The 26,502-nt window shown below is 29.5% G+C and carries 25 protein-coding genes and 1 pseudogene; 5 read left to right on the top strand and 21 right to left on the bottom strand.

The window, feature by feature from the left end; all coding sequences use genetic code 11:
* Positions 1 to 4: 4 nt before the first annotated feature.
* The 15 genes and pseudogenes from BCB68_RS03550 to BCB68_RS03475 all read right to left on the bottom strand — a co-directional run bounded on the left by BCB68_RS03550 (position 5) and on the right by BCB68_RS03475 (position 14,061).
* Entirely contained in the window at positions 5 to 334 is a 330-nt protein-coding gene (locus BCB68_RS03550) for a hypothetical protein (protein ID WP_094079566.1), read from the bottom strand.
* Positions 334 to 1,056, bottom strand: a complete 723-nt coding sequence (locus tag BCB68_RS03545; protein ID WP_094079565.1) for a glycosyltransferase family 2 protein — start codon at positions 1,054 to 1,056, stop codon at positions 334 to 336. Before BCB68_RS03545 ends, BCB68_RS03550 begins: the two co-directional genes overlap by 1 nt.
* Entirely contained in the window at positions 1,057 to 1,686 is a 630-nt protein-coding gene (locus BCB68_RS03540; protein WP_094079564.1) for an HAD family hydrolase, read from the bottom strand.
* Positions 1,686 to 2,330 carry a hypothetical protein gene (locus tag BCB68_RS03535; RefSeq protein ID WP_094079563.1) on the bottom strand — a complete coding sequence of 215 codons (645 nt, stop codon included), beginning with the start codon at positions 2,328 to 2,330 and terminating at the stop codon, positions 1,686 to 1,688. Before BCB68_RS03535 ends, BCB68_RS03540 begins: the two co-directional genes overlap by 1 nt.
* Positions 2,331 to 2,348: 18 nt before the next feature.
* Positions 2,349 to 3,053, bottom strand: a complete 705-nt coding sequence (locus tag BCB68_RS03530) for a glycosyltransferase family 2 protein (protein WP_094079562.1) — start codon at positions 3,051 to 3,053, stop codon at positions 2,349 to 2,351.
* Positions 3,054 to 3,085: 32 nt separating this feature from the next.
* A complete protein-coding gene (locus tag BCB68_RS03525) occupies positions 3,086 to 3,475 on the bottom strand; it encodes a GtrA family protein (RefSeq protein ID WP_094079561.1) in 390 nt (129 codons plus the stop codon).
* On the bottom strand, positions 3,472 to 5,652 hold the full coding sequence (locus BCB68_RS03520) for a hypothetical protein (protein WP_094079560.1): 2,181 nt from the start codon (positions 5,650 to 5,652) through the stop codon (positions 3,472 to 3,474). Before BCB68_RS03520 ends, BCB68_RS03525 begins: the two co-directional genes overlap by 4 nt.
* Before the next feature lie 18 nt (positions 5,653 to 5,670).
* Positions 5,671 to 7,458: a glycosyltransferase gene (locus BCB68_RS03515; protein WP_172826457.1), complete on the bottom strand. Its 1,788-nt coding sequence runs from the start codon at positions 7,456 to 7,458 to the stop codon at positions 5,671 to 5,673.
* A 19-nt stretch (positions 7,459 to 7,477) separates the two neighbouring features.
* On the bottom strand, positions 7,478 to 8,581 hold the full coding sequence (gene glf / locus BCB68_RS03510; RefSeq protein ID WP_094079559.1) for a UDP-galactopyranose mutase: 1,104 nt from the start codon (positions 8,579 to 8,581) through the stop codon (positions 7,478 to 7,480).
* 50 nt (positions 8,582 to 8,631) lie between these two features.
* On the bottom strand, positions 8,632 to 9,360 hold the full coding sequence (locus tag BCB68_RS03505; RefSeq protein ID WP_094079558.1) for an ABC transporter ATP-binding protein: 729 nt from the start codon (positions 9,358 to 9,360) through the stop codon (positions 8,632 to 8,634).
* Positions 9,361 to 9,369: 9 nt separating this feature from the next.
* Positions 9,370 to 10,134, bottom strand: coding sequence for an ABC transporter permease (locus BCB68_RS03500; protein ID WP_094079557.1), 765 nt, complete (start codon positions 10,132 to 10,134; stop codon positions 9,370 to 9,372).
* Positions 10,118 to 10,977, bottom strand: a pseudogene (locus BCB68_RS03490) (DUF4422 domain-containing protein). Before BCB68_RS03490 ends, BCB68_RS03500 begins: the two are co-directional and overlap by 17 nt.
* Before the next feature lie 3 nt (positions 10,978 to 10,980).
* Positions 10,981 to 11,871 (bottom strand): glycosyltransferase family 2 protein, encoded by an 891-nt coding sequence (locus BCB68_RS03485; protein WP_094079554.1) that lies wholly within the window; start codon positions 11,869 to 11,871, stop codon positions 10,981 to 10,983.
* A 2-nt stretch (positions 11,872 to 11,873) separates the two neighbouring features.
* Positions 11,874 to 12,740: a glucose-1-phosphate thymidylyltransferase RfbA gene (gene rfbA / locus BCB68_RS03480; RefSeq protein ID WP_094079553.1), complete on the bottom strand. Its 867-nt coding sequence runs from the start codon at positions 12,738 to 12,740 to the stop codon at positions 11,874 to 11,876.
* Between the two features lie 25 nt (positions 12,741 to 12,765).
* Positions 12,766 to 14,061, bottom strand: coding sequence for a sugar transferase (locus BCB68_RS03475; RefSeq protein WP_094079552.1), 1,296 nt, complete (start codon positions 14,059 to 14,061; stop codon positions 12,766 to 12,768).
* A gap of 166 nt (positions 14,062 to 14,227) precedes the next feature.
* Here BCB68_RS03475 and BCB68_RS03470 point away from each other — a divergent pair, with 166 nt between their 5' ends.
* The 5 genes from BCB68_RS03470 to BCB68_RS03450 all read left to right on the top strand — a co-directional run bounded on the left by BCB68_RS03470 (position 14,228) and on the right by BCB68_RS03450 (position 18,778).
* Complete coding sequence (locus tag BCB68_RS03470) at positions 14,228 to 14,797, top strand: D-glycero-alpha-D-manno-heptose-1,7-bisphosphate 7-phosphatase (RefSeq protein ID WP_094079551.1); 570 nt, start codon at positions 14,228 to 14,230, stop codon at positions 14,795 to 14,797.
* On the top strand, positions 14,794 to 16,092 hold the full coding sequence (hemL, locus tag BCB68_RS03465) for a glutamate-1-semialdehyde 2,1-aminomutase (protein WP_094079550.1): 1,299 nt from the start codon (positions 14,794 to 14,796) through the stop codon (positions 16,090 to 16,092). The genes BCB68_RS03470 and hemL overlap by 4 nt, the downstream gene beginning before the upstream one ends.
* Positions 16,093 to 16,113: 21 nt before the next feature.
* Positions 16,114 to 17,163, top strand: a complete 1,050-nt coding sequence (gene cobT, locus BCB68_RS03460; RefSeq protein ID WP_094079549.1) for a nicotinate-nucleotide--dimethylbenzimidazole phosphoribosyltransferase — start codon at positions 16,114 to 16,116, stop codon at positions 17,161 to 17,163.
* A gap of 179 nt (positions 17,164 to 17,342) precedes the next feature.
* On the top strand, positions 17,343 to 17,957 hold the full coding sequence (locus tag BCB68_RS03455; protein WP_094079548.1) for a histidine phosphatase family protein: 615 nt from the start codon (positions 17,343 to 17,345) through the stop codon (positions 17,955 to 17,957).
* Between the two features lie 53 nt (positions 17,958 to 18,010).
* Positions 18,011 to 18,778, top strand: a complete 768-nt coding sequence (locus BCB68_RS03450) for a cobalt-precorrin-6A reductase (protein WP_094079547.1) — start codon at positions 18,011 to 18,013, stop codon at positions 18,776 to 18,778.
* 279 nt (positions 18,779 to 19,057) lie between these two features.
* On the opposite strand, the gene BCB68_RS03440 is transcribed toward BCB68_RS03450, so the two are convergent.
* From BCB68_RS03440 to BCB68_RS03415, 6 genes are all read right to left on the bottom strand, one after another.
* On the bottom strand, positions 19,058 to 20,641 hold the full coding sequence (locus BCB68_RS03440) for a peptide ABC transporter substrate-binding protein (RefSeq protein ID WP_094079545.1): 1,584 nt from the start codon (positions 20,639 to 20,641) through the stop codon (positions 19,058 to 19,060).
* A gap of 38 nt (positions 20,642 to 20,679) precedes the next feature.
* A complete protein-coding gene (locus tag BCB68_RS03435; protein ID WP_094079544.1) occupies positions 20,680 to 22,269 on the bottom strand; it encodes a peptide ABC transporter substrate-binding protein in 1,590 nt (529 codons plus the stop codon).
* A gap of 62 nt (positions 22,270 to 22,331) precedes the next feature.
* A complete protein-coding gene (locus BCB68_RS03430; RefSeq protein ID WP_094079543.1) occupies positions 22,332 to 23,261 on the bottom strand; it encodes an ABC transporter ATP-binding protein in 930 nt (309 codons plus the stop codon).
* A gap of 10 nt (positions 23,262 to 23,271) precedes the next feature.
* Positions 23,272 to 24,291, bottom strand: coding sequence for an ABC transporter ATP-binding protein (locus BCB68_RS03425; protein ID WP_094080758.1), 1,020 nt, complete (start codon positions 24,289 to 24,291; stop codon positions 23,272 to 23,274).
* 44 nt (positions 24,292 to 24,335) lie between these two features.
* The gene (locus BCB68_RS03420) at positions 24,336 to 25,289 is read right to left on the bottom strand and encodes an ABC transporter permease (protein WP_094079542.1); all 954 of its coding nucleotides are present in this window, start codon (positions 25,287 to 25,289) and stop codon (positions 24,336 to 24,338) included.
* A complete protein-coding gene (locus BCB68_RS03415; RefSeq protein WP_094079541.1) occupies positions 25,290 to 26,267 on the bottom strand; it encodes an ABC transporter permease in 978 nt (325 codons plus the stop codon).
* Positions 26,268 to 26,502: the final 235 nt, after the last annotated feature.

Raw genomic sequence — 26,502 nt, 5'->3', positions numbered from 1 at the left:
TCTTTTACTCTCCTTTATCAATATATTTATCATTATTTGCACCTGGAAGTTTTACAACAACAGTTATTGTATCTGTCACTGCTAAAAAGTCTGTTTTTTCTTCAGGTTCCATAATTATAATACTCCCTTCATTATACTCAATATCATTCATTTTAACAGTACCTCTGACTATAACAGTTAATTCTGTTGCTATTTTATGATAATGTCTTACTCCATAATCTCCCGCTTTATACTCTTTTACTGCTACTTCAGCATCATTTGTTTTATAAAGTGTTGGTTCAAAATTTCCTACAAACCATCCACCTTTCATTTTACTAATGTGTGACACTTTCATTATTTTACTCCTTTTAAGTAATTTTCATACTCTTCTCTTCCGCTTTGTTTTTTCAAATTAAAGTAATTTGACTTATCAACTCTATAAGTACCTATTTTTTTCTGTTTTAAAACCATTTCATTCAAGGAAGGTGCAACGTAATAAACCCCATTTACACTTGCTCCTTTTTTTATCATCAATGTCGCTGAATCAAGAAAATCTTTTGCTTTTCTATAATAATAAAATCCTGTAGTTGCATTTTTACTTATTGGTCTTTTTTCTGCAGCCTGTATAACAAATCCATTTTCATCTAATTTTACATAAGACCATTTTGGGTGAATATCTTCAAAAATAATTGTTCCAGCATCGTAATCATTTTTAATAAAATTATTTACAACTTCATTCAAGTTAATGTTTAACACTTGGTCAACACCAACAACAATTAATGGTTCTTCATCATTAATTCCATCAATAGCTAATAAACAAGTACAAATTGCTCCTTTTGTTTCTCCTTCAGCTATAATCACTTTAACATTAGGTACTAGTAATTTTAACATATCATCCACATGATATTTTGAAACATCTTCTCTTTTTACAATAAATATAAATTCAGCATTATCTATTTTTGATAAATGTTCATAGACATGTTGTAATACTGTTTTCTTTTCTATTTCATATAATGAACGCATATATTGTGTTGTAATACTTTCGTTATCTCCACCCATAGGAACTATTATTTTCATTTATATTACCCCCTCTTCCGCTTTTTTTATGTGTGCTTTTATATTTTCATAATTTACATCATAAACTGTTTCTACTTCCATCACATGAGCTCCTGATGCTTTTGCCGCAGCAATTCCATTAAAATTATCTTCTACAATCATGCATTCTTTTGGATTTAATCCTAATCTTTCTATTGCTTTATTGTAAATTTCAGGATCTGGTTTTCCTTTCTTAACATCTTGATTGCTTAAAAAGAAATCCAAATATTCTTTTAAATTGCTTTTTTGCATCATCAAATCTATTGTATTTCTTATAGAATTAGATCCAACAGCTAATTTATATCCTTCACTCTTTAATTTTGCCAAAGCATATTCATGATGAAACATAGGAAAGCAATCTGTAAAAATTTTATCTACGGTATATTGCTGTTTTAATTCATTTATAAATTTATGTAATTTTCTTGGCAATCCTCTTTCCATACTTAACATTTCAAGTTTCTTTGATGTTGGTAAGCCATCGTAAGTAACTAAATGATCATATCTGCTTATTTCATATCCGAAAAGAGATAAAGCCTTATTTAAAGCTTCATAATGCCAATCTTTTGCTTCTATAAGTACTCCATCCATATCAAAAATAATAGCTTTTATCATTATCCAATCAACTCCTTATTAAAAAATTCGTTTGCTTCATCAGGCACATCTGTACATAATATAATTTTAGAATAGTCTATATCAAAACTTTTTAACTTTTTCCAAAATTCTAAATATGGAAAAGAGTGTAACTCTGGTGAAACTAAACATATTTTTTTACCATTTTTCATATGTTTTGAAATTAATTCTTCTGTTATCCAGCTGTCATCATAAAAAGCATCTATCCAGACACCCTGAGATTCTTTATATAATGATAAAGGCTCAGACTCATATTCACTTTGTCTAGCAAAGACATTAAAATTATTCTCACAATAATATATCATTTGAGGTACAGACATATCAAAACAGAAATAATTTGTTATATTATTTTTCTTCAAAAGTTTTGATAATTCTTCTCCTAATCCATCCGCTTTTATATTTATAGCAAAACAAAGTTTATTATTGTATTTTGCAAGTTCTTTAAAAAGTTCTTCTGCAGGCATGCAATTTTTGTTTGCTGGATCATGGGATATAACTAATTTCCCATCGTAATCACGAATATCTGATTCGATTCCATAACCTTTTGCAAATGCTTTTTTTAAAGCTTCTTCTGTATTTCTTTCAGATAATTTTTTCCAATATCCTCTATGAGCTAATATTATCATTTTTATTTTACCTCTTTTTTATTTTATATTTCGTTTCTTTAAATTTTTACTAAATTCCAATGTTCTTTTTGATAATTTTATTTTCGATTTTAATCCTGTATTCCAACTTGATTTTCCATGAAGTCTTTTAGGAAAAATAACATTTATTCTTCTAACCTTTAACTTTAATTTTTTTGCCATATATAATGCATATAAATCCAATGAAAAATCTTTTGGCGGGTTTTTCCATTCTTTAAAAAAACTTCTATGAAAAATGTTTGGCTGTGCATTTATTTCTGTCAATATTTTCCCTAAATAAAAAGTTTCAAATATAGACATACCTGTGGAAAAAAATTTATCTCCTAGCTTTCTCTTTTTTCTCCTTCCTTTAATATAAATATTTTTATTCCAATTATTTTCTTTTAATATTTTATAAGCTTTTAAAGCATCATTAGGATCTGTCTGTAAATCAGCATGCAACCAACCTATAAATTCTCCTTTTGCTTCTTTTAATCCTTGTACAATTCCATAACCATATCCTTGATTTACAGCAACATCAACACTTCTAGCAAATTCGTAATTCGGCAGTAATTCTTTTAAGACTTCAGCTGAATTGTCTGTAGAACCATTGTTTACTAATATTATTTCGATTTCTTCTGTTTTTATAATTTTTTTAAATTTCTCAAGAATCAATGGTATATTTTTTTCTTCATTATAACAAGGTACAACTATTGACATTTTCATTGTTTTCCTCCTCAATTAATGTTTATTTTTTATTATCGCTTAAATATAAACCATTTGTTAAATATAAAAGTTCCTAAAATCATTACAAATGTTAAAACTAATCTTGTCCAATAAATTTGAAACCCTAATATTGTTACCAAAAAATAGAATAGGAAATTATCAATCAATAAAGAAACTATTCTCAATATAAAAAACTTTAAAAATTGTTCTTTTGCTTTTTTACCATTTTTTGATGAATCTAAAAATACATATTGTTGATTCAGAAAATAACTCAAAATAACTCCAACTGTATAAGAAATTGTATTTGCTAAGATATAATACATTCCCAATTCTATTAATATTTTTAACAAAAGTAAATTTACAGCGGTTGTAATTATTCCAACAACACCATACCTAAATATTTCTTTTATTTGACCTTTCAATTAATTCCTATCCTCCATTTTTTTAAATATCTTAATACCAAAAATATTTCAATAATTCCTATCAATCCTAGCCATAAAGTTATTTTCCAACTTACTGGAAAATATTTTATCTCTAAGTTTGCATTATTTAAATTTTGAGGTATATTATCGAGCTTCAATAATCCTCCTTCTTCAGAAATATTTACTTTTTTATTATTTACATATGCTCTATAACCTCTCCAATAAGGCTTACTTAATATTATTATTCCACTCTTAGTGGAAGTTATTGAATATTTTTCTATGTTATTTCTATCTTCTAACATTTTGTTTATTTTTATTCCATCAGAAACATATGAAATATTTCCTATATTTCTAACAGGTTTATTAAAAAATAAAACATCTTTTGCTTTTACTTCTCTAGGACTGTAACCACAACTTTGAATTTTATTTCTCATATCTTCTGTTAATTTTTCCTTATATATAACAATAGAATCTATATTAAATAAATCAAAATAACAAACTCCATTAAATCTATTTGACATTTTATCTACTGTTTTTTCTTCATTGAAAAAATGTTGTGACCAATATGTATCCATTGATTTTTCAAGCTTTCTACTTCCTATAGCTGAATATCCATTAATTGCTTTAATATTATATAATAAAAACTGTGCTGAATACAAATCTTCTATATTTTCTTTTACTCCCTCTCTTCCATTTGTTAATGATAATAGATAACCCGTTTTGCTAAAATAATTTTCTCTATTAATTTCTTTTTTTATATTTGGAAAAGGTAAAACTCCATCTACAGATTTTTGAACAAAAAGCATAAGTAACAACATAAATATTGTATACACTATTGAAGATAAAAAATCCATTTTCTTATTCTTTATAAAACTATAAAGATAAGAAACCGATAAAATTAAAAATATAATATTTACTCGAAAAACTTTCCAAAAATTATCTTCAAGTGCAAAAAAAGATAACAATGATGAAAGCATCAATATTCCAATAAAAGTTTGAATTCTTTTTTTAGAAAACTCTAACTCAAATTTATTTATTCCATATAAAGAAATTATTATTAAAATTTCAGATAAATATGGTAAAAATCTAAAATTATATCTTAACTGACTAAAATTAGACGGTAATTGACTTAGTATTGCAAAAAACAAAACTAAATAACTTAAAAATTTAAAATTTTTATCTTTAAGTAAGTTCCAAAAATTTTTTTTGAAACATATTAAAAATAATATATATATAGAAGAATATCCTATTGGAATATATGTAATTAAATATCCCTGAAATCTACTTAAAAAATTATAATAAACTGGATTAAATGTCATAAAAATATGATTAAATGATGGCGTAAAAAGATTTCCAAAGTTTCCAAATCTAGAATCTCTATTTAATAAATTTAATGATAAAATATATTCTGAATAAACATTCAATCCAATCAAAATTATCCCAAAAGAAATTGAAAAAAATATATACATTTTTTTGTATTCTTTATTTTTTAACAATTCAAAAACAAAAAACGTCGCTACTACAAAATAAGCCATTATTGATTGAGGCCATGCTGCCCCTAATAATGAAAGAACAGTAAAAATATTTAAAATCAAATATCTTAAATTAAAATTTTTTCTTAATAATAAAATACTCGCTAATGCTCCAACAAACCATGCCTGTCCTGCTGGAACATTCCACCAAGAAGGTAAATAAAAATATAAAAATACAGGATTCATACAAAATAAAAAAGCTATAATAATTCCTATTTTTTTACTTAATGAAAAAGCATTTGCTATTTTTAAAGCAAAAAAACTCATTATGAACATATTAATGAACGCAAAAATATTTGCAACAACTGTAAAGGAAGTTATTTTAGCTGCCAAAATTGACAAGAATATATTCTGAGGTAAAAAAATAGCTTTATCTATATCAACAACTTGATTTTGACTAATAAATGTATTTTTTATCATAAAAGGTATTTCGCCTTTTAACCAAATTTTACCAGCTGATTGCAAATAAGGTAAATAATTATGCTGAGCATCGTCATAGAAAAAGAAATTTTTATCAGAAAAAGTACATATTAACAATATAGATAAAGAAATTATACTAGCATATAACAAATCCAAAACATTGATTTTTATTTTCGTTGATAAGAATAAATGTTTTATTTTTCCACTATTTAATTTTTCTAGCATTTAAATAAATCCCTCCTGTTATTTTTTAAATTGTTTCTTCCAAAACTCAGAACTTGTAAGCTCATCATAAGTGCTTTGATAATCTTTAGATAATTTTTTATATTTTAATAATAATACAGTCAATGCTTTAAAATATCTAAACAAGTATCCAAAAAACTTCCCTTTACTTTGCTCAACTATAAATCCTTTATGCGTCGGTTGATGTATATATAAAACTTTCTTATGTAAAAAAATCTCCTTTAATACACCTCCATAACCTTTATGTTGTGCCACTATACTGTTTTTTAAAAATATTTTAGGAACTAAATGCCCGTTTAATGTCACTAGACTCATTATTCTTTTTATTTTTCCACCATTTCGCTTTTTCTTTTCTTCTCTCTTAATTATATCTTCTTCCATACTTGCTTTTATTTTAGCATGTGCCATAATTTCAGGTGAAATCTCAATTGCCTTTTCATTTTTCACTAATGCTAATATTTCTGGTCTTCTCTTCATCATATCTACATTATTTCTCCAGAAATCACTTCCTTTGGCAACATCCTCCAAAGCACATATCGCAGCTAGTGCTGTTTCATACTGATATGTAAGTAAATTTCGCAATATCATACCTCTACTTGTTCTTATAATATTTCTTCTGCTGCTTTTTACCAAATTATGAAAATAATGCATTATATGATAACGAGTATCTAAATATTGTGGCAATGGTCCATTTTTTAGAGCAAAATCCTCTTGCCAAGATGAAATACCATTTAAAGTTATTATCTTAAAATCATGAACTAAACTAAATCCTGAATCGTCTCCACGAACGAAATAAGGGAAAGCATAGTGTTTTACTTCTGAAATTGGAAAAGCAAAAAACCACCAACCTGCATAATCTATTTTTTCTTCCTGTTCATTTAAAAGCAAATCCCTATAAAATCTTAAATCCAGTCCATCTTTAAGTGGCTTACATGCTCCATTAAATTGAGCTCCATTTTCTGTTTGTCTAAACATTTCATTTTCTCTAAGCATTGCTCCCGATACAGCTAAATTAGGTTTTGTGGCATGTTCTAATAAATTTATAGTCCTTTTTATACTTTCTATCTCACATGAAGCATCATCATCCATAAATAAACAATGAGTAAATTCTCCTGATTCTTTTAATTCCATCAAGCCTCTTGTAAAGCCACCGGCTCCACCTAAATTTTCATTTGGAATGATGGTTACACCTTCAACATTGGGAAGATTTTTACTATTATCAACAACATAGATAGAAACTTTACCTAAAAAATTGCTATCACCCAAAAGCTCTCTTTTCAGTCTCTCTAATGCAGGTAATACATAATCTTTTCTATTAAAATGTGTTATAGAAACTCCTAAATTTATTTTATTAAGTGGCTTTGTTTCTGTATAATATCCAAAATTATATATTTCACTACTTTCTAATCCCTCTATATCAAAAGCCAACATCCCATCTTCTAAAGTCTTCCAAAATTCTAATGGAATTTTTACTTCTTTAACCTTATCACTTTCAAAATATACTTCTTTTAAAGCTCTGTAACTATAATAAAGTCTATGCTGATAAAACCTTACTTTTATCTTTCCTTTAAATTTTAAAAAGATTCCTAAATCTTCAATATTAGTATATCTTTTCCACTTTCCAATGCTAAATCCATTAAAATATGTATCTGTATGAACCATTCCTAATTTTTCTAAACGTACTACAGAATTTGCTATATCTATACTCGCAAATTGATTTATTCTAAAATAAAGTTCTCCTTCTGTACACATCTCAAATTTAGGAAATACCGCTCTTTGTAAATTCATAATCGCTCTCCTTTCTATTTTATTTCTCAAATTCATTTTCCACTACTTCCAAAGCAACTTCAAATACATGATGCATATCATAATATTTATAATTAGCTAATCTTCCACCAAATATCACTTTTTTTTCTTGCTTTGCTAATTCTTGATATTTTTTAAAGATTTCAGCGTTTTTATCGTTATTTACTGGATAATAAGGCTCATCTCCTTGTTTCCATTCTGCTGGATATTCTCTAGTTATAACTGTTTTTGACTGTTTTCCAAATTCAAAATGTTTATGTTCTATTATTCTTGTATAAGGTACTTCTCTTTCATTGTAGTTTACTACTGCATTCCCTTGGTGATTTTCTTCATCTAATATTTCATGTTCAAATCTTAAACTTCTGTATTCTAAAACACCAAATTTATAATCAAAATATTGATCTATCATACCTGTAAACACTACTTTATCAGCTTTAGCCAATAATTCTTCTTTTTTTTCAAAGAAATCAACATTCAATTCTACATTGATTCCTTCTAACAACTTATCAAAAATTACATTGTATCCACCTTCAGGAATTCCTTGATATTTATCATTAAAATAGTTATTATCATAAGTATATCTTACAGGCAATCTCTTAATAATAAATGCTGGTAATTCTGTTGTACTTCTTCCCCATTGTTTTTCAGTATAACCTTTTATCAATTTTTCATAAATATCTTTTCCTACCAAAGAAATTGCTTGTTCTTCTAAGTTTTTAGGTTCTGTAATTCCAGATTCTTTTATTTGTTCATCAATTTTAGCTTTAGCTTCTGCCGGAGTCACAACTCCCCACAATTTATTAAAAGTATTCATATTGAATGGTAAATTGTATATTTCACCTTTATAATTTGCTATTGGTGAATTTATATAATTATTAAATGTACAAAACTGATTTACATAATCCCATACTTTTTTATTACTAGTATGAAAAATATGTGCTCCATATTTGTGAACATTTATTCCTTCAATATTTTCACAATACATATTTCCACCAACATGATCTCTTTTGTCAATCACTAAAACTTTTTTCCCTCTTCTATTTGCTTCATACGCAAATGTTGCCCCAAAAGGTCCTGCTCCTACTACTAAATAATCATACTTCATTTATACTTTTCAATAGTTAAAATTAACTATTTTTCTCCTTTCTAAAATTTTTAGCTATTTCTATATGCTTCACAAACTTCTAAAGTTTCTCCGACCATCCTCAACTTCCCTTTTTCTAACCAAACCACACGATCACATAGCTGTTCTACTTGTTCGATTGAATGTGATACAAAAAGTATACTTGTACCTTGTGCCATCATTTCCTTTATCTTCCGTTCACATTTTTCCTGAAAATGGAAATCTCCTACTGCAAGAATTTCGTCAGCTATTAAAATATCCGGTCTAACTACAGTTGCTATTGCAAAACCTAATCTTGCATACATTCCAGAAGAAAAATTCTTTAACGGTGTATCTAAAAATTCTCCCAATTCAGAAAAATCTACTATTTCATCAAATTTTTCTTCCATAAATTTTTTATCATACCCCAATACAGCACCATTCAAAAATATGTTTTCTCTTGCTGTCAAATCTGGATCAAATCCAGCTCCTAACTCTATAAGAGGTGCAACTTTCCCAATAACTTCTATACTTCCTGAAGTTGGCTCCAATACTCCTGCCACTACTTTTAATATTGTGCTTTTTCCTGAACCATTAAATCCTACTATCCCCAATATTTCTCCTTTTCTTAAAGAAAACGAAACATCTCTCAAAGCCCAAAATTCTTTAAAAAATAGTTGCCTCTTTAACAATTTTATTACATATTCTTTGAAAGAATGTATTATTTCTGAACTCATATTAAATCTCATAGAAATATTTTTTACTTTTACTATTTCTTCCACGATTTCCTCCTATATATGAAGTATAAATTTCTTTTTATTCATATTAAATACTACTACTCCAACAAAAAGCGAAATAATAATAATAAATATACAATTTAGATGTTCATCTAAAGTTGGCATTTTTCCATAATATACCATATCTCTAAATAAATCAACAAAATAAACCATTGGATTTAATTTTATCAAAAACATATATTTTTCAGGAACTATTTCTTTTGGATAAAATAATGGCGTTAAATAACTTATTGCAGTCAAAAGCACTCCATATAAATGAAACATGTCTCTAAAATAAACCGTTATTGATGCTAATAACAATCCTACTCCGAAACAAAAAAAGAGGACATACAGTACTGGAACAAAAGAGAATACTATAGGAAATTTAACAGGAGCCTTTGTTATTAATATTACTAGAACTAAACCTGGTAAAGATAATATAAAGTTTACTCCACTTGATAATACTCTTGCTATTGGAAAAATATGTTTTGGAACATAAACTTTTTTTATTAGCGAAGCATTTTCTAATATCGAACCCATTGCTGTATTTGTTGCTTCTGAATAAAAATTAAATATTAATTGTCCTGTTAATAAATATACAGGAAAATTTTTAATTGCGAACTTAAAAAAACTTGAAAACACCATCGCTATAATTAGCATTGTAAAAAATGGATTTAACATACTCCACAGTATCCCTAATATTGATCTCCTGTATTTCTTTTTTATATCTCTTTTTACTAGTTCAATCAAAAGCGCTCTATATTCAAATATCTCCTTCATTTTTTTCCTTTCTATTTAAATAAAGTACTATTCCCTCTTTTACTCTTACATTTTTTTTATCCTTTAAGTACTCAATAAATGGCAACATCATTCTCTCTGATAAAAAACCAAAAACTCTCTTTTGATAAGTATCCAAAGGAATTTTTATTTTTTTTTCTAATTTGAATAGCACGTCAAAGATAAATTCTGAATACTCAAAAAAATATTTTTTTTCATAATAAATATATTTAATGGATAAATTTTATTTCCTTTTTTTATTTTTCTTTCATAATAGGGATATATCTCTGGATATTCTGCTGCTATTATCTCCAATAATTTATCCAAATGTTCCACTATATGAACATTTTTATACTGTTCATAGACACTTTTATTAAAAATTTCTTTTTTGGGTAAAAATATATCGTATTTTTGAATTTTATTTATAATATTTTTAGATACTTTCATTATTTCTTTTCTAATTATTTCTTCTTCACATATTTTTATTTGAAATAATTCTTTCATATCTAACATATTTATTATTGAATTTAAATAAAAAAGACGTGAAAAAACATATATAATCCGCTTTATTTTATATTCTAGTCTGTCTTCAAAAGAAAGATACCTTCTATAATGCATCATTCCATAAAAATCAGCATCTACATTTTTCCAAATCCAATAAATACCTGTAAGTTCACAGAAATTTTCATTTTTTTCTGAAATATTATCTCCTGTAGAATCTTTTAAATATTTCAAATTTTCCTTGTTTATTTTTGCACCAACATAAATTGGAGTAATAATATCATCTTCGTAACTAAAATATTTTTTATGAAATGCTACTCCTATAATTCCTTTTTTCTTTAACATTTTTTATCCTTTTATTAATAAAAATAATCTTTTTATTAATTTCATTTCAAAATATTTACTTAATAAAAATCTCTTTATTCTATTTTTACTTCTATCTGTTACCTCTATATATTTTTCAATATCTTTTAAGTTACTTTTCTTTAAAATTTTATCATATTTTTTACTTATTTCAATAATTAATTCTCTATCATTTTTATCAAAATATCTTTTTTTTAAGATTTTATTTACAATACTTCCTTTTGCTCCTATTTCATTACCACCATGCTGCCTATATTTTGTCAAACTTTCATCTATAAATATCCTTTTTCCAAAGAACTCTGATAATAAATGAAAGTATCTATCATGCAATTTTACACTTTTTAAAAAAGGTAAAGCTAATTCTACCACTCTTCTATTTACCAATAATGTTGCACCTTGAACAATATAACAAAAAAAATAACTGTTCCCATTATTTTCTTTTGCTATTTTAGAATTTATAAATTCCTTTTTCAATATATTTAAATTCTTATCACAAACATATGAATTAGAATGTATCAGTAGTGGATTTTTTAAATTTTCTTTATCTAGTTTTTCAAGAACTTTTATATATTTCTCTATTTTATTTTCCATCCAATAATCATCTTGATCGGAAAACATAACATACTCTCCAGAAGAATTTTTAAGTAACTCTTCAAAATTCTTTGCAACTCCAAGATTTCCTTTGTTATCTTGTAAAACTTTGATTCTCTTATCTTTTTTTTCGTATTCATTTAAAATTTCTATAGTTTTATCTTTAGAACCATCATCTCTCATTATCAATTTCCAATCTTTAAAAGTTTGTTTTAAAATAGAATCTATCTGTTCTCTTAGATACTTTTCTCCATTGTAAGTAGCCATCAATATTTCTACTTTCATTTTTATCCCTTCAACAAATCAGCTAAATATTGTCCATATGCTGTTTTCATCATAGATTTAGCTGATTTATTCAATCTTTCTGGTGTAATCCACCCCTTCTGATAAGCAATCTCCTCAATACAAGCGATATAAAATCCTTGCCTTTTTTGAATAGCTTCCATATAATTGGCAGCTTGTAACAAAGCTTCATGAGTACCTGTATCTAGCCACACAGTTCCTCTTCCCAAACTTTTAACATTTAATTTACCTTTTTTCAAATATTCTTCATTTATCGCTGTAATCTCTAATTCATTTCTAGAGGATGGTTTTATAATTTTAGCTTTTTCAATAACTGTATTATCATAGAAGTATAATCCTGGTATTGCATAATTTGATTTTGGATTTTTCGGCTTTTCTTCCAACGAAATTGCTTTTCCATTTTTATCAAACTCTACAACTCCGTAGGCTCTCGGGTCTTTTACAGGATAACCAAATACCACTGCTCCCTCTTTTAACTTTGAAGCTTCCTCCAGTAATCCTGAAAGACCACTTCCGTAAAAGATGTTATCCCCTAAAATCAAACAGACATTGTCGTTTCCTATAAACTCTTCACCTATTATGAATGCTTCAGCTAAGCCGTTTGGATGCTCTTGCACTTTATATTCCAGTTTTAAACCCAATTGACTTCCATCTCCCAACAATTCTTCAAATACTGGAAGATCTCTAGGAGTAGAAATAATTAAAATTTCTCTTATATTTGCTAACATCAATACTGATAATGGATAATAAATCATAGGTTTATCATATATTGGAATAATTTGTTTTGAAATTGCTTTTGTTAAAGGATAAAGCCTTGTTCCACTTCCTCCCGCTAAAATAATTCCTTTCATAAAATCCTCCAATTTTATTTAACTATTATTTTCCCTTTCCAAATAGTATCACTTTGACTGTTTTAAAGATTATCAAAACATCTAAAATTAAATCCTGATGTTTTAAATAGTATAAATCGTATTCTAACTTTCTTTTTGTATCTTCAATATTTTCGCCGTAAGGATACATCACTTGCGCCCAGCCTGTAAGTCCAGGTTTTATCATGTGTCTTAAATTGTAGTATGGTATTTGCTTTTCATACTCTTTGGCTAAGATATCCCATTCTGGTCTTGGACCCACAAAACTCATCGTTCCTTTTAAAATACAGAAAAGTTGTGGCAATTCATCAATTCTTGTCTTTCTTATAAAGTTTCCGATTTTTGTCACTCTATTGTCGTTGTCCTGTGCATATTTTGAATATTTTTGGGGATCGTGTATTTTCATGCTTCTAAATTTATAAACTTTAAATGGAACCATATTTTCTCCAATTCTCACCTGTTTAAAAATAACTGGACCTTTTGATTCCAACTTTATTAAAATTGCCACGATTAGTGCCATTGGCGAGAGCAAAATCATTAGTGTTGAAGCTATGACTAAATCTACTCCACGTTTCATATTTTTTTGCATTCCATCGTTTAAAATATCAAAACCATTAGACTGCAATAACCACTCTTCGTCAATTTTACTTGCATCTATTTTTTTTTGAATTTCTTCATTAAATATTTCATAGCTCAAAACTTTTAATCCATTTATTTTCAAATCAAAAAGTCGCTTTAAATACTTTTTAAAACTTGGACTTTTCATATCTTTTACAATTACAAGAAGATCAATTTTTTTTTCTTTTATTATCTTTTCCATTTCAGCATAATTTCCAACTAAATATTTTGTTGCACGGCTTTTATTGTCGGAAATATAACCGATGTAGTTGTAATCTAAGCTAGCTATAATATCTTCTTGAATATTGTTTTCAATATGATTTGATCCAAAAATCAGGACATTTTTCTTTTTCATGTAAATCGAAGATATTATTTTCCGAAATATTATTTGAAAGAAGAAAACTGCACTGAAAACATAAAATATCTCAACTTTTTTTAAAAAAATAAAAAGCATAAACGCAAAAATTGCGTCAATTGAAAAATTTACAAAGATATTTTTTAATCTAAATCTTTCAGCATAAAAATCCAATTGTCCAAAAATAAATTTTATAAATATGAAAACCAAAAAGATAAAATTTGTCAAATATCTTGTTACATAATCGTATTGATTTAACAGTATATTGTAAATTAAATACAGAACAATAATATATATTATTCGAATTATAACGATTTTTTTTATTTTCATATCTTTTTCCCTTAAAAACTTCTTAGTTTCTCAGTAAAAAGTATAGCACAAATTAGAGCATAATTCAACTGAAATGTAAAAAGAATTTATTGATTTTTGGAAGTAATTTCTATATAATTTGTGTAAGCATAATTGTTTGTGAAAAGGAAGGAGTTTTAAAAAAAATATGAAAAATAAATTTATTTTGCTCGACAGAGATGGCGTGATTAATGTTGAAAAAAATTATTTGCATAGAATTGAAGAATTTGAATATGAAAAAAATGTTGTCTCTGGGCTAGCAAAATTGAGAGATTTGGGTTATAAATTTGTCATTATTACCAATCAGGCTGGGATTGCTAAAGGATTTTACAGCGAAGAAGATTATTTTAAATTGCAAAAATTTATTGAAGAAGATTTGCGAAAAAAGGGAATTAAAATTGAAAAGTCGTATTTTTGTCCGCATCATCCTGATGGGATTGGGAAATACAAAAAAAATTGCGAATGTCGGAAACCAAATACGAAAAATTTTGAGTTGGCAATAAAAGAATTTGAAATAGATGAAAAAAACTCTTTTATGATTGGCGACAGAGTGACAGATTTGATTCCTGCAAAAAAACTAGGAATGAAAACCGTCCTCGTCAAAACTGGATATGGAGTTAAAAACATTTCAAAACTTAAAGAAAATGGCTTAGATTCCATTGTTGTGAACGACATTTTGGAATTTGCCAACTTAATTGAAGAAGGAGAAAATCAATGAATACAAATAAATCTAAAGAAATTTTTGAAGAAGCAAAAAAATCTATTCCAGGTGGTGTAAATAGTCCAGTCAGAGCTTTTCAGTCCGTAAAAAAAGACTATCCCATTTTTATTGAAAGTGCAAAAGGAAGCAAACTTTTTGATGAAGATGGGAATGAATATATTGATATGATTGGATCTTGGGGACCTATGATACTTGGGCATAATTACCCTGAAGTTCTTGAAGTTGTGAAATCCGAGATGGAAAAAGGGACATCTTTTGGGCTTCCGACAAAAAAAGAAGTTGTATTGGCAGAACTTGTAAAAGAATGTTTTCCTGCGATTGAAAAAATTAGGCTTACAACTTCTGGGACTGAAGCTACGATGGCGGCTGTGAGACTTGCCAGGGCATTTACAAAAAAGAATAAAATTTTGAAATTTGAAGGATGTTATCACGGGCATTCGGATTCACTGCTTGTAAAAGCGGGGTCTGGACTTCTTACTTTTGAGCATCAGGACAGCAACGGAATTACTGAAGCCGTAACCAAAGACACAATAACTGCTCCATTTGGAGATTTTGAAAAAACGAACAAAATTATTGAAGATGAAAATGACATCGCCTGTGTCATTGTTGAACCTATTCCAGCAAATATGGGAGTTATTGAGACTTCAAAAGAATTCTTGGAATTTTTGCGAGAAATTACTCGTAAAAAAAATATTGTTCTAATTTTTGACGAAGTTATTACAGGATTTAGAATTTCGCTTGGTGGCGCTTGTGAAGTGTTTGGAATACAGCCAGATTTGGTCACTCTTGGGAAAATCATTGGCGGCGGATATCCAGTTGGTGCATTCGGTGGAAAAAAAGAAATTATGGATTCGATTTCACCAGTTGGAAATGTTTATCACGCTGGAACTCTTTCTGGAAATCCAGTTTCTGTCGCCGCTGGAATTAAAACGATTTCCATTTTGAAAGAAAATCCTGAAATTTACAAGACTTTGGAGAAAAGAACGAAAGAACTGGTTTCTAAAATAGAAAACTTAATTCAAAAATATGAAATTCCTGCGACTGTGAACTATGTTAATAGCTTATTTACAATCTTTTTTGCAAAGGATAAAATAGAAAATCTGGAAGATGCAATTGACACAAGTGATGAAATGTTTGCCATTTATTTTGACACAATGTTAGAAAATGGGATTATTGTGCCGCCGTCAAAATATGAAGCTCATTTCATTTCCTATGTTCATTCCGACGAAGATTATGAAAAATTTTATTTTGCGTTGAAAAAAGCATTTGAGAAAATAAAAAATAGTTTGTAAAAGTAAAAATTTAGGAGAAAAATGGAGATTTTGAAAAAAACTTTGACTCAAATTGAAATGGCGAATAGACAGCGGATGGAAGAAAAAGAAAAAAAACTTGATTCTTTGCTAAAAACTCCGAAAGGACTTGGAATTATTGAAGATTTGGCAATAAAACTAGAAGGAATGCAGCAAAATTATCAACCTAAGAAAAAAATGGTACTCGTTATGGCGGCTGACAATGGTGTAGAGCGTGAAAAAGTAAGCAAATCCAAAAGAGTTATAACTCAATATGTCGTAGAAGCGATGTTAAACGGCACTTCTTCGATAAATTCTCTGGCAAAAAGTTTTGGTGCTGATGTAAAAGTAGTCGACTTGGGAATTGATGAAAGTTCAAGCAATTCAAAAAAATTTGATTTTAAAGGAATTATTGACAAAAAACTTATGCCATTTGGGACGAATAATATTGCAGACGAAGCTGCTATGAGTTATGAAACCGCTGTATCCGCCATTGAAATTGGAATAAAAATGGTGGACGAATTTGTGAAAAAAGGTTATAATCTTTTTGCGACTGGAGAAATGGGAATTGGAAATACTTCGACGAGCGGCGCTATTTTAAAAGTTTTTTCAGATTTGCCGCTGGACGATATTGTTGGATTTGGAAGCGGAATTAATAAAAAGACTTTGGAACATAAAAAAGAAGTTATAAAAAGAGCGATTTCGACTAAAAAAATTGATAAAAAAGATCCGATTGACATGCTTTCCAAAGTTGGCGGACTGGATATTGCAGGAATGTCTGGAACTTTTTTAGGTTGCGCTAAAAATGGCGTTCCTGTTGTCATAGACGGCTTTATCTCAGCTGTTGCGGCATTAATTGCACAAAAATTATGTCCGAATGCTCGTGACTATATGATTGGTTCGCACTTGAGCTGTGAGCCAGGGATGAAATATATTATGAGTGAGCTTAATTTAACCGCGCCACTTCTGATGAATATGAAGCTTGGCGAAGGAACTGGAGCTATTATGATGTTTCCAATCATAGAAGCGGCTTGTAGAATAACTGAAGATGTGAGAACTTATCCAGATGTTTGATTAACTTAACTCAATTGACTTAATTAAAAAAATAAAATATAAGAATTTAAAATTTAAAAATTAAAATTTAAAAAAAAAAAGAAATAAATTTTAAAAAAATATATATAAAAGAAAGAAAAGAAATAACTTAAAGAAATTAAAGAAACGAAAGAAAAAGAGAAAGGAAAAAAAAATAAAAAATGAAAGAAATTAAAGAAAATAAATTAAAATTATACATTGTAAGACATGGACAAACTGAATGGAATGTCCTGGAAAAATTTCAGGGACAGATGAATTCGCCACTTACAGAAGAAGGGATTGAAAAAGTTAAGAAAACTGCGAAAGAATTGGAAGATGTTAAATTTAATGCTGTTTATACTAGTCAAATGGGAAGAACGGTTGAAACTGCAAAAATTATTTTGGAAGATAATAAAAATGAGAAACCAGAACTTCAAGAAATTCCCGAGCTTAATGAAATTTATTTTGGGAAATGGCAAGGGATGACTTTTATCGAGATTTTTGATTTTTCTCCGCAGGAAGCTCACAACTATTTTTATGATGTAAAAAATTACTGTGCGACAAATGTTGGCGGAGAAGAGTTGAAAGATGGACTAGCTAGATTTTTACAAGGACTTGATAAAATCGTGAAAGCTCACGAAAGCGGAAATATTTTGATTGTCACACACGGAACTGTTTTAGAGCTTTTCTTTAACTATATTGAAAACAGGGAAGCAGACGATTTAGATGAGAGAAAACTTATTGGAAATGGAGAATGTCGAATATTTTATTTTGAAAATGGTAAATTTTTTCAATAGAATTATTTAAGAATTATAGTAAAATAAATAAAAAATTTTGGAAAGAGAGAAATATGATTTGGATAATTGGCGGAACGAAAGACGGAAGAGATATTTTGGAAAAACTTGTCAGTGTGAAAAATAAAAAGGATATTCTTGTTAGTACTGCCACTTCCTACGGCGGAGAACTTTTGAAAAAATATACTTTGGATAGCAAAAAAAATATTCAAGTTATTTGTAAAAAATTGGACGAAGAACAAATGGAAAAAGTCATCACCAAAAAAAATATAAATCTCATCGTTGACGCAAGTCATCCATATGCTGAAAATGTGAGCCGTTCCATTTTGAAAGTTACAAAAAAACTTGGGACTAAATATGTGAGATTTGAGCGGGAAATGCTTGATTATGGAGATGAAAACGTCTTTAAATTTGAAACTTTGAGTCAAATGAATGAATTTATCTCAAAATATGAAAATAAAAACATTTTGAGTACACTTGGATCAAATAATCTAGAAGAAATAAAAGCTATGAGTAAAAAAAATAATCTTTTTGTGCGGATACTTCCAACAACTGCTTCCATTCAAAAGGCGGAAAATCTTGGATATTTACCTAAAAATATAATTGCAATTCAAGGGCCTGTTGACAAAAATTTGAATTTAGCTATGCTTAAAAGTTTTAAAATTGATTTTTTGATTACAAAAGAGAGTGGAAAAACTGGCGGAGAAAAAGAGAAAATTGATGCCTGTAAAGAATTTGGAACAGTTGTTTTAGTGCTAAAAAGACCTTTTGTGAACTACAGAAATGTTTATTCTGACATTGATAAACTTATAAATCATATTTAAAAAAGCCGAGAAATTTTTCCCGACTTTTTTATTTATTTTAGATTCTTTATTTTGACACGATGTATTTCAATCTTGTGAACTACTCCCACTTGTAGAAGAGGGAGCTTCTTGGGAAGTATCTGTTTTTGCTAGCCAAATATATTTACCAAGCTCTTCGGACAGTCCCTGCCCTGACTATGAATATTATACCATATAAGAGCTGTTATTTCAAGCTATATTCTGCAATTCATCTCCCACTTATAGAAGAAGGAGACTTCTTGCTAAATATTGTTAAAACACTTATTTTAATACAACATCTCTTATAAAGAACTCTCCACCAATTGAAACAAATCCTAAATTAGTAACTCTTGGATTAACTAAATATTGTTTTTGTTTTTGGAATAAAATTACAACTGGAGCTTCCTGTGAAATTATTTTTTCCATTTCTATCATCGCTGGTACTCTTGTCTGTGGATTGTCTGTCGATTTTACAGTTTTTACAAGCTGGTCATATCTTGAATTTACAAATTTTCCACGATTATTTGCATTTGTACTTTCAAATAAATCTAAATATGTGATTGGATCTAAGAAATCTCCAGTCCAGTTCATTAGAGCAATGTTAAAGTTATTTTCTTTTGTACGGTTTACACGCTCTTTACTTGTAACCATTTCCGCATCAACTTGAACGCCTAAATTAGTTTTTAAATTATCTTGAATATATTCCACAATCGCTTTTCTGCTTCCACTGTCATTAAATAATATTTTTATATTTGGCAATTTAGAAATCCCTGCTTCTTTCATTCCTTCAGCTAACAATTTTTTAGCTTCTGCCACATCATATTTTGGCTGATCTGTTGGAACTTCTTTGGCAAAATCACCTTTTAGTCCGTTAAGTCCAATTCCTTGCGGTGTGAAAGTCTTAGTCGCTTTTTCAGAATTTGAAAGTGCTTTAGTCAACAAATCATTTTTATTGATTGCCATTGAAATAGCTTTTCTGATTTTCACATTTTTGTAAGCTGGATCGTTTACATTAAATAACAAATAATAAATTCCTCCATCTTTAGCTGTCACTAATTCAGGTTTTCCATTAAATTCTTTAGCTTGTTCAAATGTAACTGGTGTAACATCAACTTCATCATTTTTAAAAGCATTTACAGACGAATTACTGTCAATCATTTTTAAAACTACATTTTCTGTCTTAACATTTGCCGCATCCCAGTAATTAGGATTCTTTTTCAATCTCAATTCTGAATTATGTGTCCAGTCGTCCAAAGTGTAAGGACCTACAGCTATTGTATATTTAGCTTCTGAAAAATATTTGTCTTTAACTTGATTATAATATTTTTCGTTTAGAGGCATATATGCTTTAAATGTTACCAAATCATCAAAATATGAAACTGGTGCTTCCAATGTAACTTCCAAAGTTTTGTCATCAACCACTTTAATTCCAACTTCTTCGGCACTCGCTTTTTTAGCGTTATATTTTTCTCCATTTTTTATTACAAATAACATATTTGCGTTACTTGCCGCTGTTGCTGGATTTAGCGCACGAAGCCATCCTGCTTTAAAGTCTTTTGCGGTTACTGGATCTCCGTTTGACCATTTTATTCCATCTCTTAAGTGAAATGTCCATTTTAATCCATCTTTTGATTTTTCCCACGATTTTGCAAGTCCTGCAACTGATTTTCCATTTTTATCTTTTCGAAGCAATCCTTCTAAAATAAGTTCATCGACTGTTCCTCCAGGAATGTCAGTTGTGATTTGCGGGTCAATCGAACTTGGCTCCGTTACAATATTTACAGAAAATGTGTTTTGGTCATTCCCGCCATTTCCACAAGATAGTAAAAATAGCGACATTGCCAATGTCAACAATAATTTTTTCATCTAAAAATCCTCTCTTTCTTTTTTATTATTTTTAAAATTTATTTAATATAAGTATAGTCCAGTACATAATCTTTTCCAATTGGACTAAATACTATGTCGTGAACTCTTGGATTAACTAATTTTGTATTCTGTCTGTAATAAAGTATTCCAACTGGCATATCATCAGCAAGAATTTTTTCCATTTGAATCATTGAAGCCACTCTCGCTTTTTGATCTCCAGAAGATTTTACAAATTTAACCAATCTGTCATATTCTGGATTTGAGTAATCTGAGTAATTATTTCCATCTTTTGTCACAAATCTGTCCAAATAAGTGATTGCATCGTTAAAATCGCCATTGTAGCCGGCAAGTGCAATTTCATAATTTCTCTGTTCCATTCTAGAAAGTCTTTCGCTAAAAGTCATCGCTTGTATTTTTATATCGACACCTAAATTTTTATGAAGCTGATCTTGAATATATTCTGAAATTATTTTATTATTTCCACTGTCGTTAAAAATCATTTCAAGTGTCGGCAACTTTTGTAAATTTAGCTCTTTTAATCCTTCAGCTAATAAACTTTTCGCTTTTGCAGCATCAAATGCAGGAAAAACTTTTCCAGCTTCTTCAGAAAAATCTTTTTGCACTCCCATTATTCCAACGCCTTTTGCAGTATATGTATAAGCAGGTTTTCCAGTTCCACTAAGCACATCAGACACCAATTTTTCTCTGTCCACAGCAAGAGACAACGCCTGTCTTATTTTTTTGTTGGCAAGAACTTTATTTTTCATATTGTAAGTCATATACCAGACAGAACCATCATCTGTAAGTATTTTTCTCTTGTCATCTTTAAATTCTTTAGCTTGTTCAATAGAAATATTTGTCGAATCTATCTCATCATTTTTAAATGCGTTCAAGCTTCCATTCGGATCGTTTATAAACACAACTTTTACACCTTCAAGTTTTATGCTGTCTTTATTCCAGTAATTTTCATTTTTTTCAAAGACAATTTGTGAATCTCTTGTCCATTCTTTTATTTTATAAACACCTGATGAAATTGAAGTTTCTTTACTAGTCATGTATTTATCCTTAACTCTGTCGTAAAACGCTTTGTTAAGCGGCGCATAAGTTTGAATTCGCACAATTGAGTCAAAATATGGCAATGGATCATTTAAAGTTACTACTAAAGTGTAGTTATCCACAACTTTTATTCCTAATTCATCAGGATTTTTGATTTTTCCTGAATTAAATTCTTTTGCATTTTTTATGTAAAATAATTTATCCGCATATTTTGAAGCAGTTTTTGGATCTAGTGCTCTTACCCAACCATCTTTAAAGTTTTGCGCTGTAATCGGATCTCCATTTGACCATTTTGCGTTGTTTCTCAAATGGAATGTCCAAACTGTTGAATCTTGATTGTGTTCCCAAGTTTTTGCCACCCCTGGCAATGATTTTCCATCTTTTGCCTGTCTTGTAAGTGTTTCTGTCACAAGAGAGTCTACAAATTCTCCTGTTGAATCATTTGCTAATTCTGGGTCATAAGATTTTCCTTCTTCTTTTAAATTTAAAATTAGCTCATTATCTCCGCTTCCACTTCCGCAAGAAACGATAAAAAACGCAACTAAACTTAAAAGTAACAAAATTTTTTTCATTTTTTTACCATCCTTCTTTTTATTTATTTATTTTTATTTTGTTTTTTTATTTAAAATGACATTTAAATCAAATTTTTTTCTCTCAAAAATGCCGTTTCCACAAAATGTCCCGGTCTATATTCTGTAAACTCCGGTTCACTTGGAACTTCATTAATTTCAGTCACATTTCCAATTGGACTTCGCAAATATGATTCGTCCATGTCAATTGTTTCAGTCTTTTTATAATCTGGATCTGCAATTGGTACGGCAGAAATCAACGATTTTGTATAACTGTGAACAGGATCTCCGTAAACTGCGTGAGGTGTTCCAAGTTCCACAACTTTTCCCCGATACATAACTGCCACTCTGTCTGAAATATATTTTACCATCGACAAATCATGCGCAATAAACAGCATAGTCAAGTTTCTCTCCTTTTGCAAATCCTTTAATAAATTTACAACTTGCGCTTGAATTGACACATCTAGTGCCGAAATTGGCTCATCACACACCAAAACACTTGGATTTACAGCAAGTGCCCTAGCAATCCCAATTCTTTGCCGTTGTCCTCCAGAAAATTCATGTGGAAAACGACTGGCATGTTCCCTGTTTAATCCAACTAATTCCAATAAACTATAAACTTTTTCCATTCTCTCCTGCTTTGAACTTGCAAGTTTATGAATGTCAATTCCTTCAGCGACTATATCTCCTACCGTCATTCGGGGATTTAGCGATGCCTGTGGATCTTGAAATATCATCTGAATCTCTTTTGTGAAATCCTTTAAGCTGTAATCCTCCACAGGTTTTCCATTATACAAAATCTCTCCATTTGTCTTTTTGTAAAGTCTGCTAATTGTTCTTCCAAGCGTTGTTTTCCCACTTCCAGATTCCCCGACAAGACTTAGGATTTCTCCTTTGTAAATATCCATCGTCACATTGTCAACCGCTTTTAGTACAGTCTTTTTTTTCATTGGAAAATATTTTTTTAAATTTTTCATCTCTATTATTTTTTCCATAATTCACTTCCTAGTCATCATTTTTTTCATCTTTTAAAAATTCAATTTTAGGAGCTCCTTTGACATACAGCCACGATTTTACAAAATGTCCGCCTCCTAAATCAATCATAGGCGGCTTTCTCTCGTAGTCAATTTTCATCGCATATTCAGAACGAGCCGCAAACGGATCTCCTTTTGGTGGATTTAACAAATCTGGCGGTGTACCAGGAATTGAAGTAAGCCTTTCATTTGAGTTCATATCCAGTCTTGGAAGTGATTTTAACAGTCCCCAAGTGTAAGGATGCTTTGGATTTCTAAATAATTCTCTGACTGGCGCTTCTTCCAATTTTTCTCCTGCGTACATAACAATAACTCTATCCGCCGTCTGCGCTACAACTCCCAAATCGTGAGTTATAAGAATGACCGCTATATTTAATTCCTTTTTTATTTCATTTATCAAATCCAGTATCTGTGCTTGAATTGTAACATCTAACGCCGTTGTTGGCTCATCACAGATAAGTAAGTCTGGCTCACACGCAAGAGCGATTGCAATTACAACCCTTTGCCGCATTCCTCCGGAAAATTCATGTGGATATTGATTAAATCGCTCTTCTGGCTTTGGAATTCCAACTTTTTTAAGCATTTCAATAGCTCTCTTTTTAGCTTCAATTTTATTTACTTTTTTATGAATTAAAATTCCTTCCATAATCTGCTTTCCAATTTTCATTGTTGGATTTAGTGAAGTCATTGGATCTTGAAATATCATCCCAATTTTTCCACCACGAAGTTTTGCCATTTTCTCATCACTTATAGTGACCAAATCTTCTCCGTCAAACAAAATTTCTCCCGATTTTATCTCTCCCGGCGGCATTTGAATAAGTTTCATAATTGTCTGAACTGTAACCGACTTCCCGCTTCCAGACTCTCCGACAATTGCCAAAGTTTCTCCTCTTTCAACGAAAAAACTTATTCCACGAAGCGCCTGAACTTCTCCTGCGTAAGTATTAAAAGAAACACTTAAATCTTTTACTTCCAATAATTTTTTTCCCATTTTTTCCATTTTTTCCTTTCCCAATTTTTAGAAAAAATTAAATTTTAACTTCTCAATTTAGGATTTAGTGCATCATTTAGCGCATCTCCTATAATATTGAATGACAATGTAATAAGTGAAATTACAACTGACGGAATAATAAATAAATACGGATAAGAAGTTATATTAGACGACCCGTCATAGACTAAATTTCCAAGCGAAGCCTGTGGAATGGGTACTCCAAGTCCAATAAAGCTCAAAAATGCTTCCGTAAAAATAATATTTGGTATATCCGTCGTAAGTCTTATTATTATTATGCTAAGTGTATTTGGCACCAAATGTTTTAGCGTTATCCACCAAAAATTTCCTCCAAGCGATTTTGAAGCCAATACAAATTCATTTTCTTTTATTTTCAAAACCTCTCCACGAACTAACAGTGAATAATTTAACCATCTTGTAAGCGACATCGCAATAATTATTGTCTTTATTCCATTTCCCATAATTACCATAAGTAAAATTATATAAATCATAGAAGGAATAATCATCAAAATTTCCACAAATCTTGTCATAATTGTATCTACAATTCCTCCAAAATATGCCGAAATTGCTCCATAAATTGTCCCAAATACAACACATATAGCAGCGGTTACAATCGCAAGTTCCATAGAAATTCTAATTCCCTGTGAAAGTCTTGCAAATAAATCTCTTCCCAAATTATCAGTTCCCAAAAAGTGACCTTTTTTCATTCCTTCCATTGGAGTCAAAAACTTAGAAGACAAGTCATTGCTGTTATAAGTGTATTTTGTCATCATCTGTCCAAATATTGCCAAAAATAGAAATACCGTAGTTATCACTAAAAATGTAAGTGCCAATTTATTCTTTTTAAACCTTCTCAGCCCGTCTTGCCAAAAAGTTAAACTTGGCTTGTAAATAACTTCACTTTGTGCCAAATTTGGTCCCACTATTTCAAAGTCTTCTGGTTTTGGCAAATAATCATTATTTTTTATATCTTGTGTCATTTACTCATTTTCTCCTTTCCCAAGTTTAATTTTAGGGTCAACCAAAACATAGATAATGTCCATAACTATCATAATCGAAATCAAAAAGATTGCATAAAACACCGTAACTCCCAAAATTAAAGTATAATCTCTGTCGTTAATACTACCAACAAAATATTTTCCAAGTCCCGGAATCGAAAACATCTGCTCAATTACAAACGAACCTGTAAGAACCGCCGCAATTGTCGGTCCCATTATCGTAATAATCGGCAAAATTGCATTTCTCAAAGCATGTTTAAAAACCACATCTCGTGGTTTCACACCTTTTGCAATCGCAAGTTTTATGTAATCCTGCCCCATCACTTCTATCATTTTATCCCGCAAAAGTCTAGCCACAAGCGCTATCGTATAAAGCCCCAGTGAAATTACAGGAAGTATTTTATTCTCAGGTTTTCTCCAACCAAGCAGTGAAATTTTTAAAAGTGGCAAGTGCAATTTACCAATTAAAATTCTGTTGTGAACATCGACTGAATATTTTTGTAAAAGTCCAGCCAGTACGAAACTTGGCACAGAAATCCCAACTATCGCAATCAACATCGCAATTTTGTCCTGATACTTTCCTCTATTAAGTCCAGCTATAATCCCTAAAGGAATTCCCACTATAAGTGCAAAAATTAAAGCCCTTGCTCCTAAATCAGCTGATTTTGGAAATCCATCCTCTATCATGCTGTTTACCGTTCTTCCAGACGCCTTCATAGACATTCCCAAATCTCCAGTTGAAACACTTTTTAAATATTCCACATACTGAACGCCTAAAGGTTTATCCAAATGATATTTTGCCATCAAATTTGCTTTAATTGCAGGTGGTATCGCTTTTTCATCTTGAAATGGATCGCCGGGCAACATATGTATCAAAAAAAATGTAATCGTAACGACAAGCCAAAGTGTTCCAAGCCCCATCAAAATCCGTTTAATCAAAAATTTCAAAATATTTTTCATACTTAGATTTTCTCCCTTCCTTATCCAAAATTTTTATATATCTTATTATATCTAGAAAAATACATATTTGCAAGTTATTTATTTTTGTATACAAATATTTTTTATTTTAATATAAAAAAACTACACTCTCTTATCTTGTATTTAAGATTTTAAGTGCAGTTTTAGTGAACTACTCCCGCTTCTAAAAGCGGGAGCTTCTTGGGAAGTATCTGCTTTTGTTAGCCAAATATATTTA

The sequence above is a fragment of the Leptotrichia sp. oral taxon 498 genome (assembly GCF_002240055.1).
In the GTDB taxonomy this organism is placed as follows: domain Bacteria; phylum Fusobacteriota; class Fusobacteriia; order Fusobacteriales; family Leptotrichiaceae; genus Leptotrichia; species Leptotrichia rugosa.
This window is presented reverse-complemented; position numbering and strand designations above follow the sequence as displayed.

What these genes read in the sequence shown, in the direction of transcription:
- BCB68_RS03550 (WP_094079566.1), bottom strand. Translation starts at nt 334, where the DNA reads ATGAAAGTGTCACACATTAGTAAAATGAAAGGTGGATGGTTTGTAGGA.
- BCB68_RS03545 (WP_094079565.1), bottom strand. Translation starts at nt 1,056, where the DNA reads ATGAAAATAATAGTTCCTATGGGTGGAGATAACGAAAGTATTACAACA.
- BCB68_RS03420 (WP_094079542.1), bottom strand. Translation starts at nt 25,289, where the DNA reads ATGACACAAGATATAAAAAATAATGATTATTTGCCAAAACCAGAAGAC.
- BCB68_RS03540 (WP_094079564.1), bottom strand. Translation starts at nt 1,686, where the DNA reads ATGATAAAAGCTATTATTTTTGATATGGATGGAGTACTTATAGAAGCA.
- BCB68_RS03455 (WP_094079548.1), top strand. Translation starts at nt 17,343, where the DNA reads ATGAAAGAAATTAAAGAAAATAAATTAAAATTATACATTGTAAGACAT.
- BCB68_RS03520 (WP_094079560.1), bottom strand. Translation starts at nt 5,652, where the DNA reads ATGCTAGAAAAATTAAATAGTGGAAAAATAAAACATTTATTCTTATCA.
- BCB68_RS03450 (WP_094079547.1), top strand. Translation starts at nt 18,011, where the DNA reads ATGATTTGGATAATTGGCGGAACGAAAGACGGAAGAGATATTTTGGAA.
- BCB68_RS03515 (WP_172826457.1), bottom strand. Translation starts at nt 7,458, where the DNA reads ATGAATTTACAAAGAGCGGTATTTCCTAAATTTGAGATGTGTACAGAA.
- BCB68_RS03500 (WP_094079557.1), bottom strand. Translation starts at nt 10,134, where the DNA reads ATGAAGGAGATATTTGAATATAGAGCGCTTTTGATTGAACTAGTAAAA.
- BCB68_RS03530 (WP_094079562.1), bottom strand. Translation starts at nt 3,053, where the DNA reads ATGAAAATGTCAATAGTTGTACCTTGTTATAATGAAGAAAAAAATATA.
- BCB68_RS03415 (WP_094079541.1), bottom strand. Translation starts at nt 26,267, where the DNA reads ATGAAAAATATTTTGAAATTTTTGATTAAACGGATTTTGATGGGGCTT.
- BCB68_RS03470 (WP_094079551.1), top strand. Translation starts at nt 14,228, where the DNA reads ATGAAAAATAAATTTATTTTGCTCGACAGAGATGGCGTGATTAATGTT.
- BCB68_RS03430 (WP_094079543.1), bottom strand. Translation starts at nt 23,261, where the DNA reads ATGGAAAAAATAATAGAGATGAAAAATTTAAAAAAATATTTTCCAATG.
- glf (WP_094079559.1), bottom strand. Translation starts at nt 8,581, where the DNA reads ATGAAGTATGATTATTTAGTAGTAGGAGCAGGACCTTTTGGGGCAACA.
- rfbA (WP_094079553.1), bottom strand. Translation starts at nt 12,740, where the DNA reads ATGAAAGGAATTATTTTAGCGGGAGGAAGTGGAACAAGGCTTTATCCT.
- BCB68_RS03440 (WP_094079545.1), bottom strand. Translation starts at nt 20,641, where the DNA reads ATGAAAAAATTATTGTTGACATTGGCAATGTCGCTATTTTTACTATCT.
- hemL (WP_094079550.1), top strand. Translation starts at nt 14,794, where the DNA reads ATGAATACAAATAAATCTAAAGAAATTTTTGAAGAAGCAAAAAAATCT.
- BCB68_RS03535 (WP_094079563.1), bottom strand. Translation starts at nt 2,330, where the DNA reads ATGATAATATTAGCTCATAGAGGATATTGGAAAAAATTATCTGAAAGA.
- BCB68_RS03485 (WP_094079554.1), bottom strand. Translation starts at nt 11,871, where the DNA reads ATGAAAGTAGAAATATTGATGGCTACTTACAATGGAGAAAAGTATCTA.
- BCB68_RS03475 (WP_094079552.1), bottom strand. Translation starts at nt 14,061, where the DNA reads ATGAAAATAAAAAAAATCGTTATAATTCGAATAATATATATTATTGTT.
- BCB68_RS03425 (WP_094080758.1), bottom strand. Translation starts at nt 24,291, where the DNA reads ATGGGAAAAAAATTATTGGAAGTAAAAGATTTAAGTGTTTCTTTTAAT.
- BCB68_RS03435 (WP_094079544.1), bottom strand. Translation starts at nt 22,269, where the DNA reads ATGAAAAAAATTTTGTTACTTTTAAGTTTAGTTGCGTTTTTTATCGTT.
- cobT (WP_094079549.1), top strand. Translation starts at nt 16,114, where the DNA reads ATGGAGATTTTGAAAAAAACTTTGACTCAAATTGAAATGGCGAATAGA.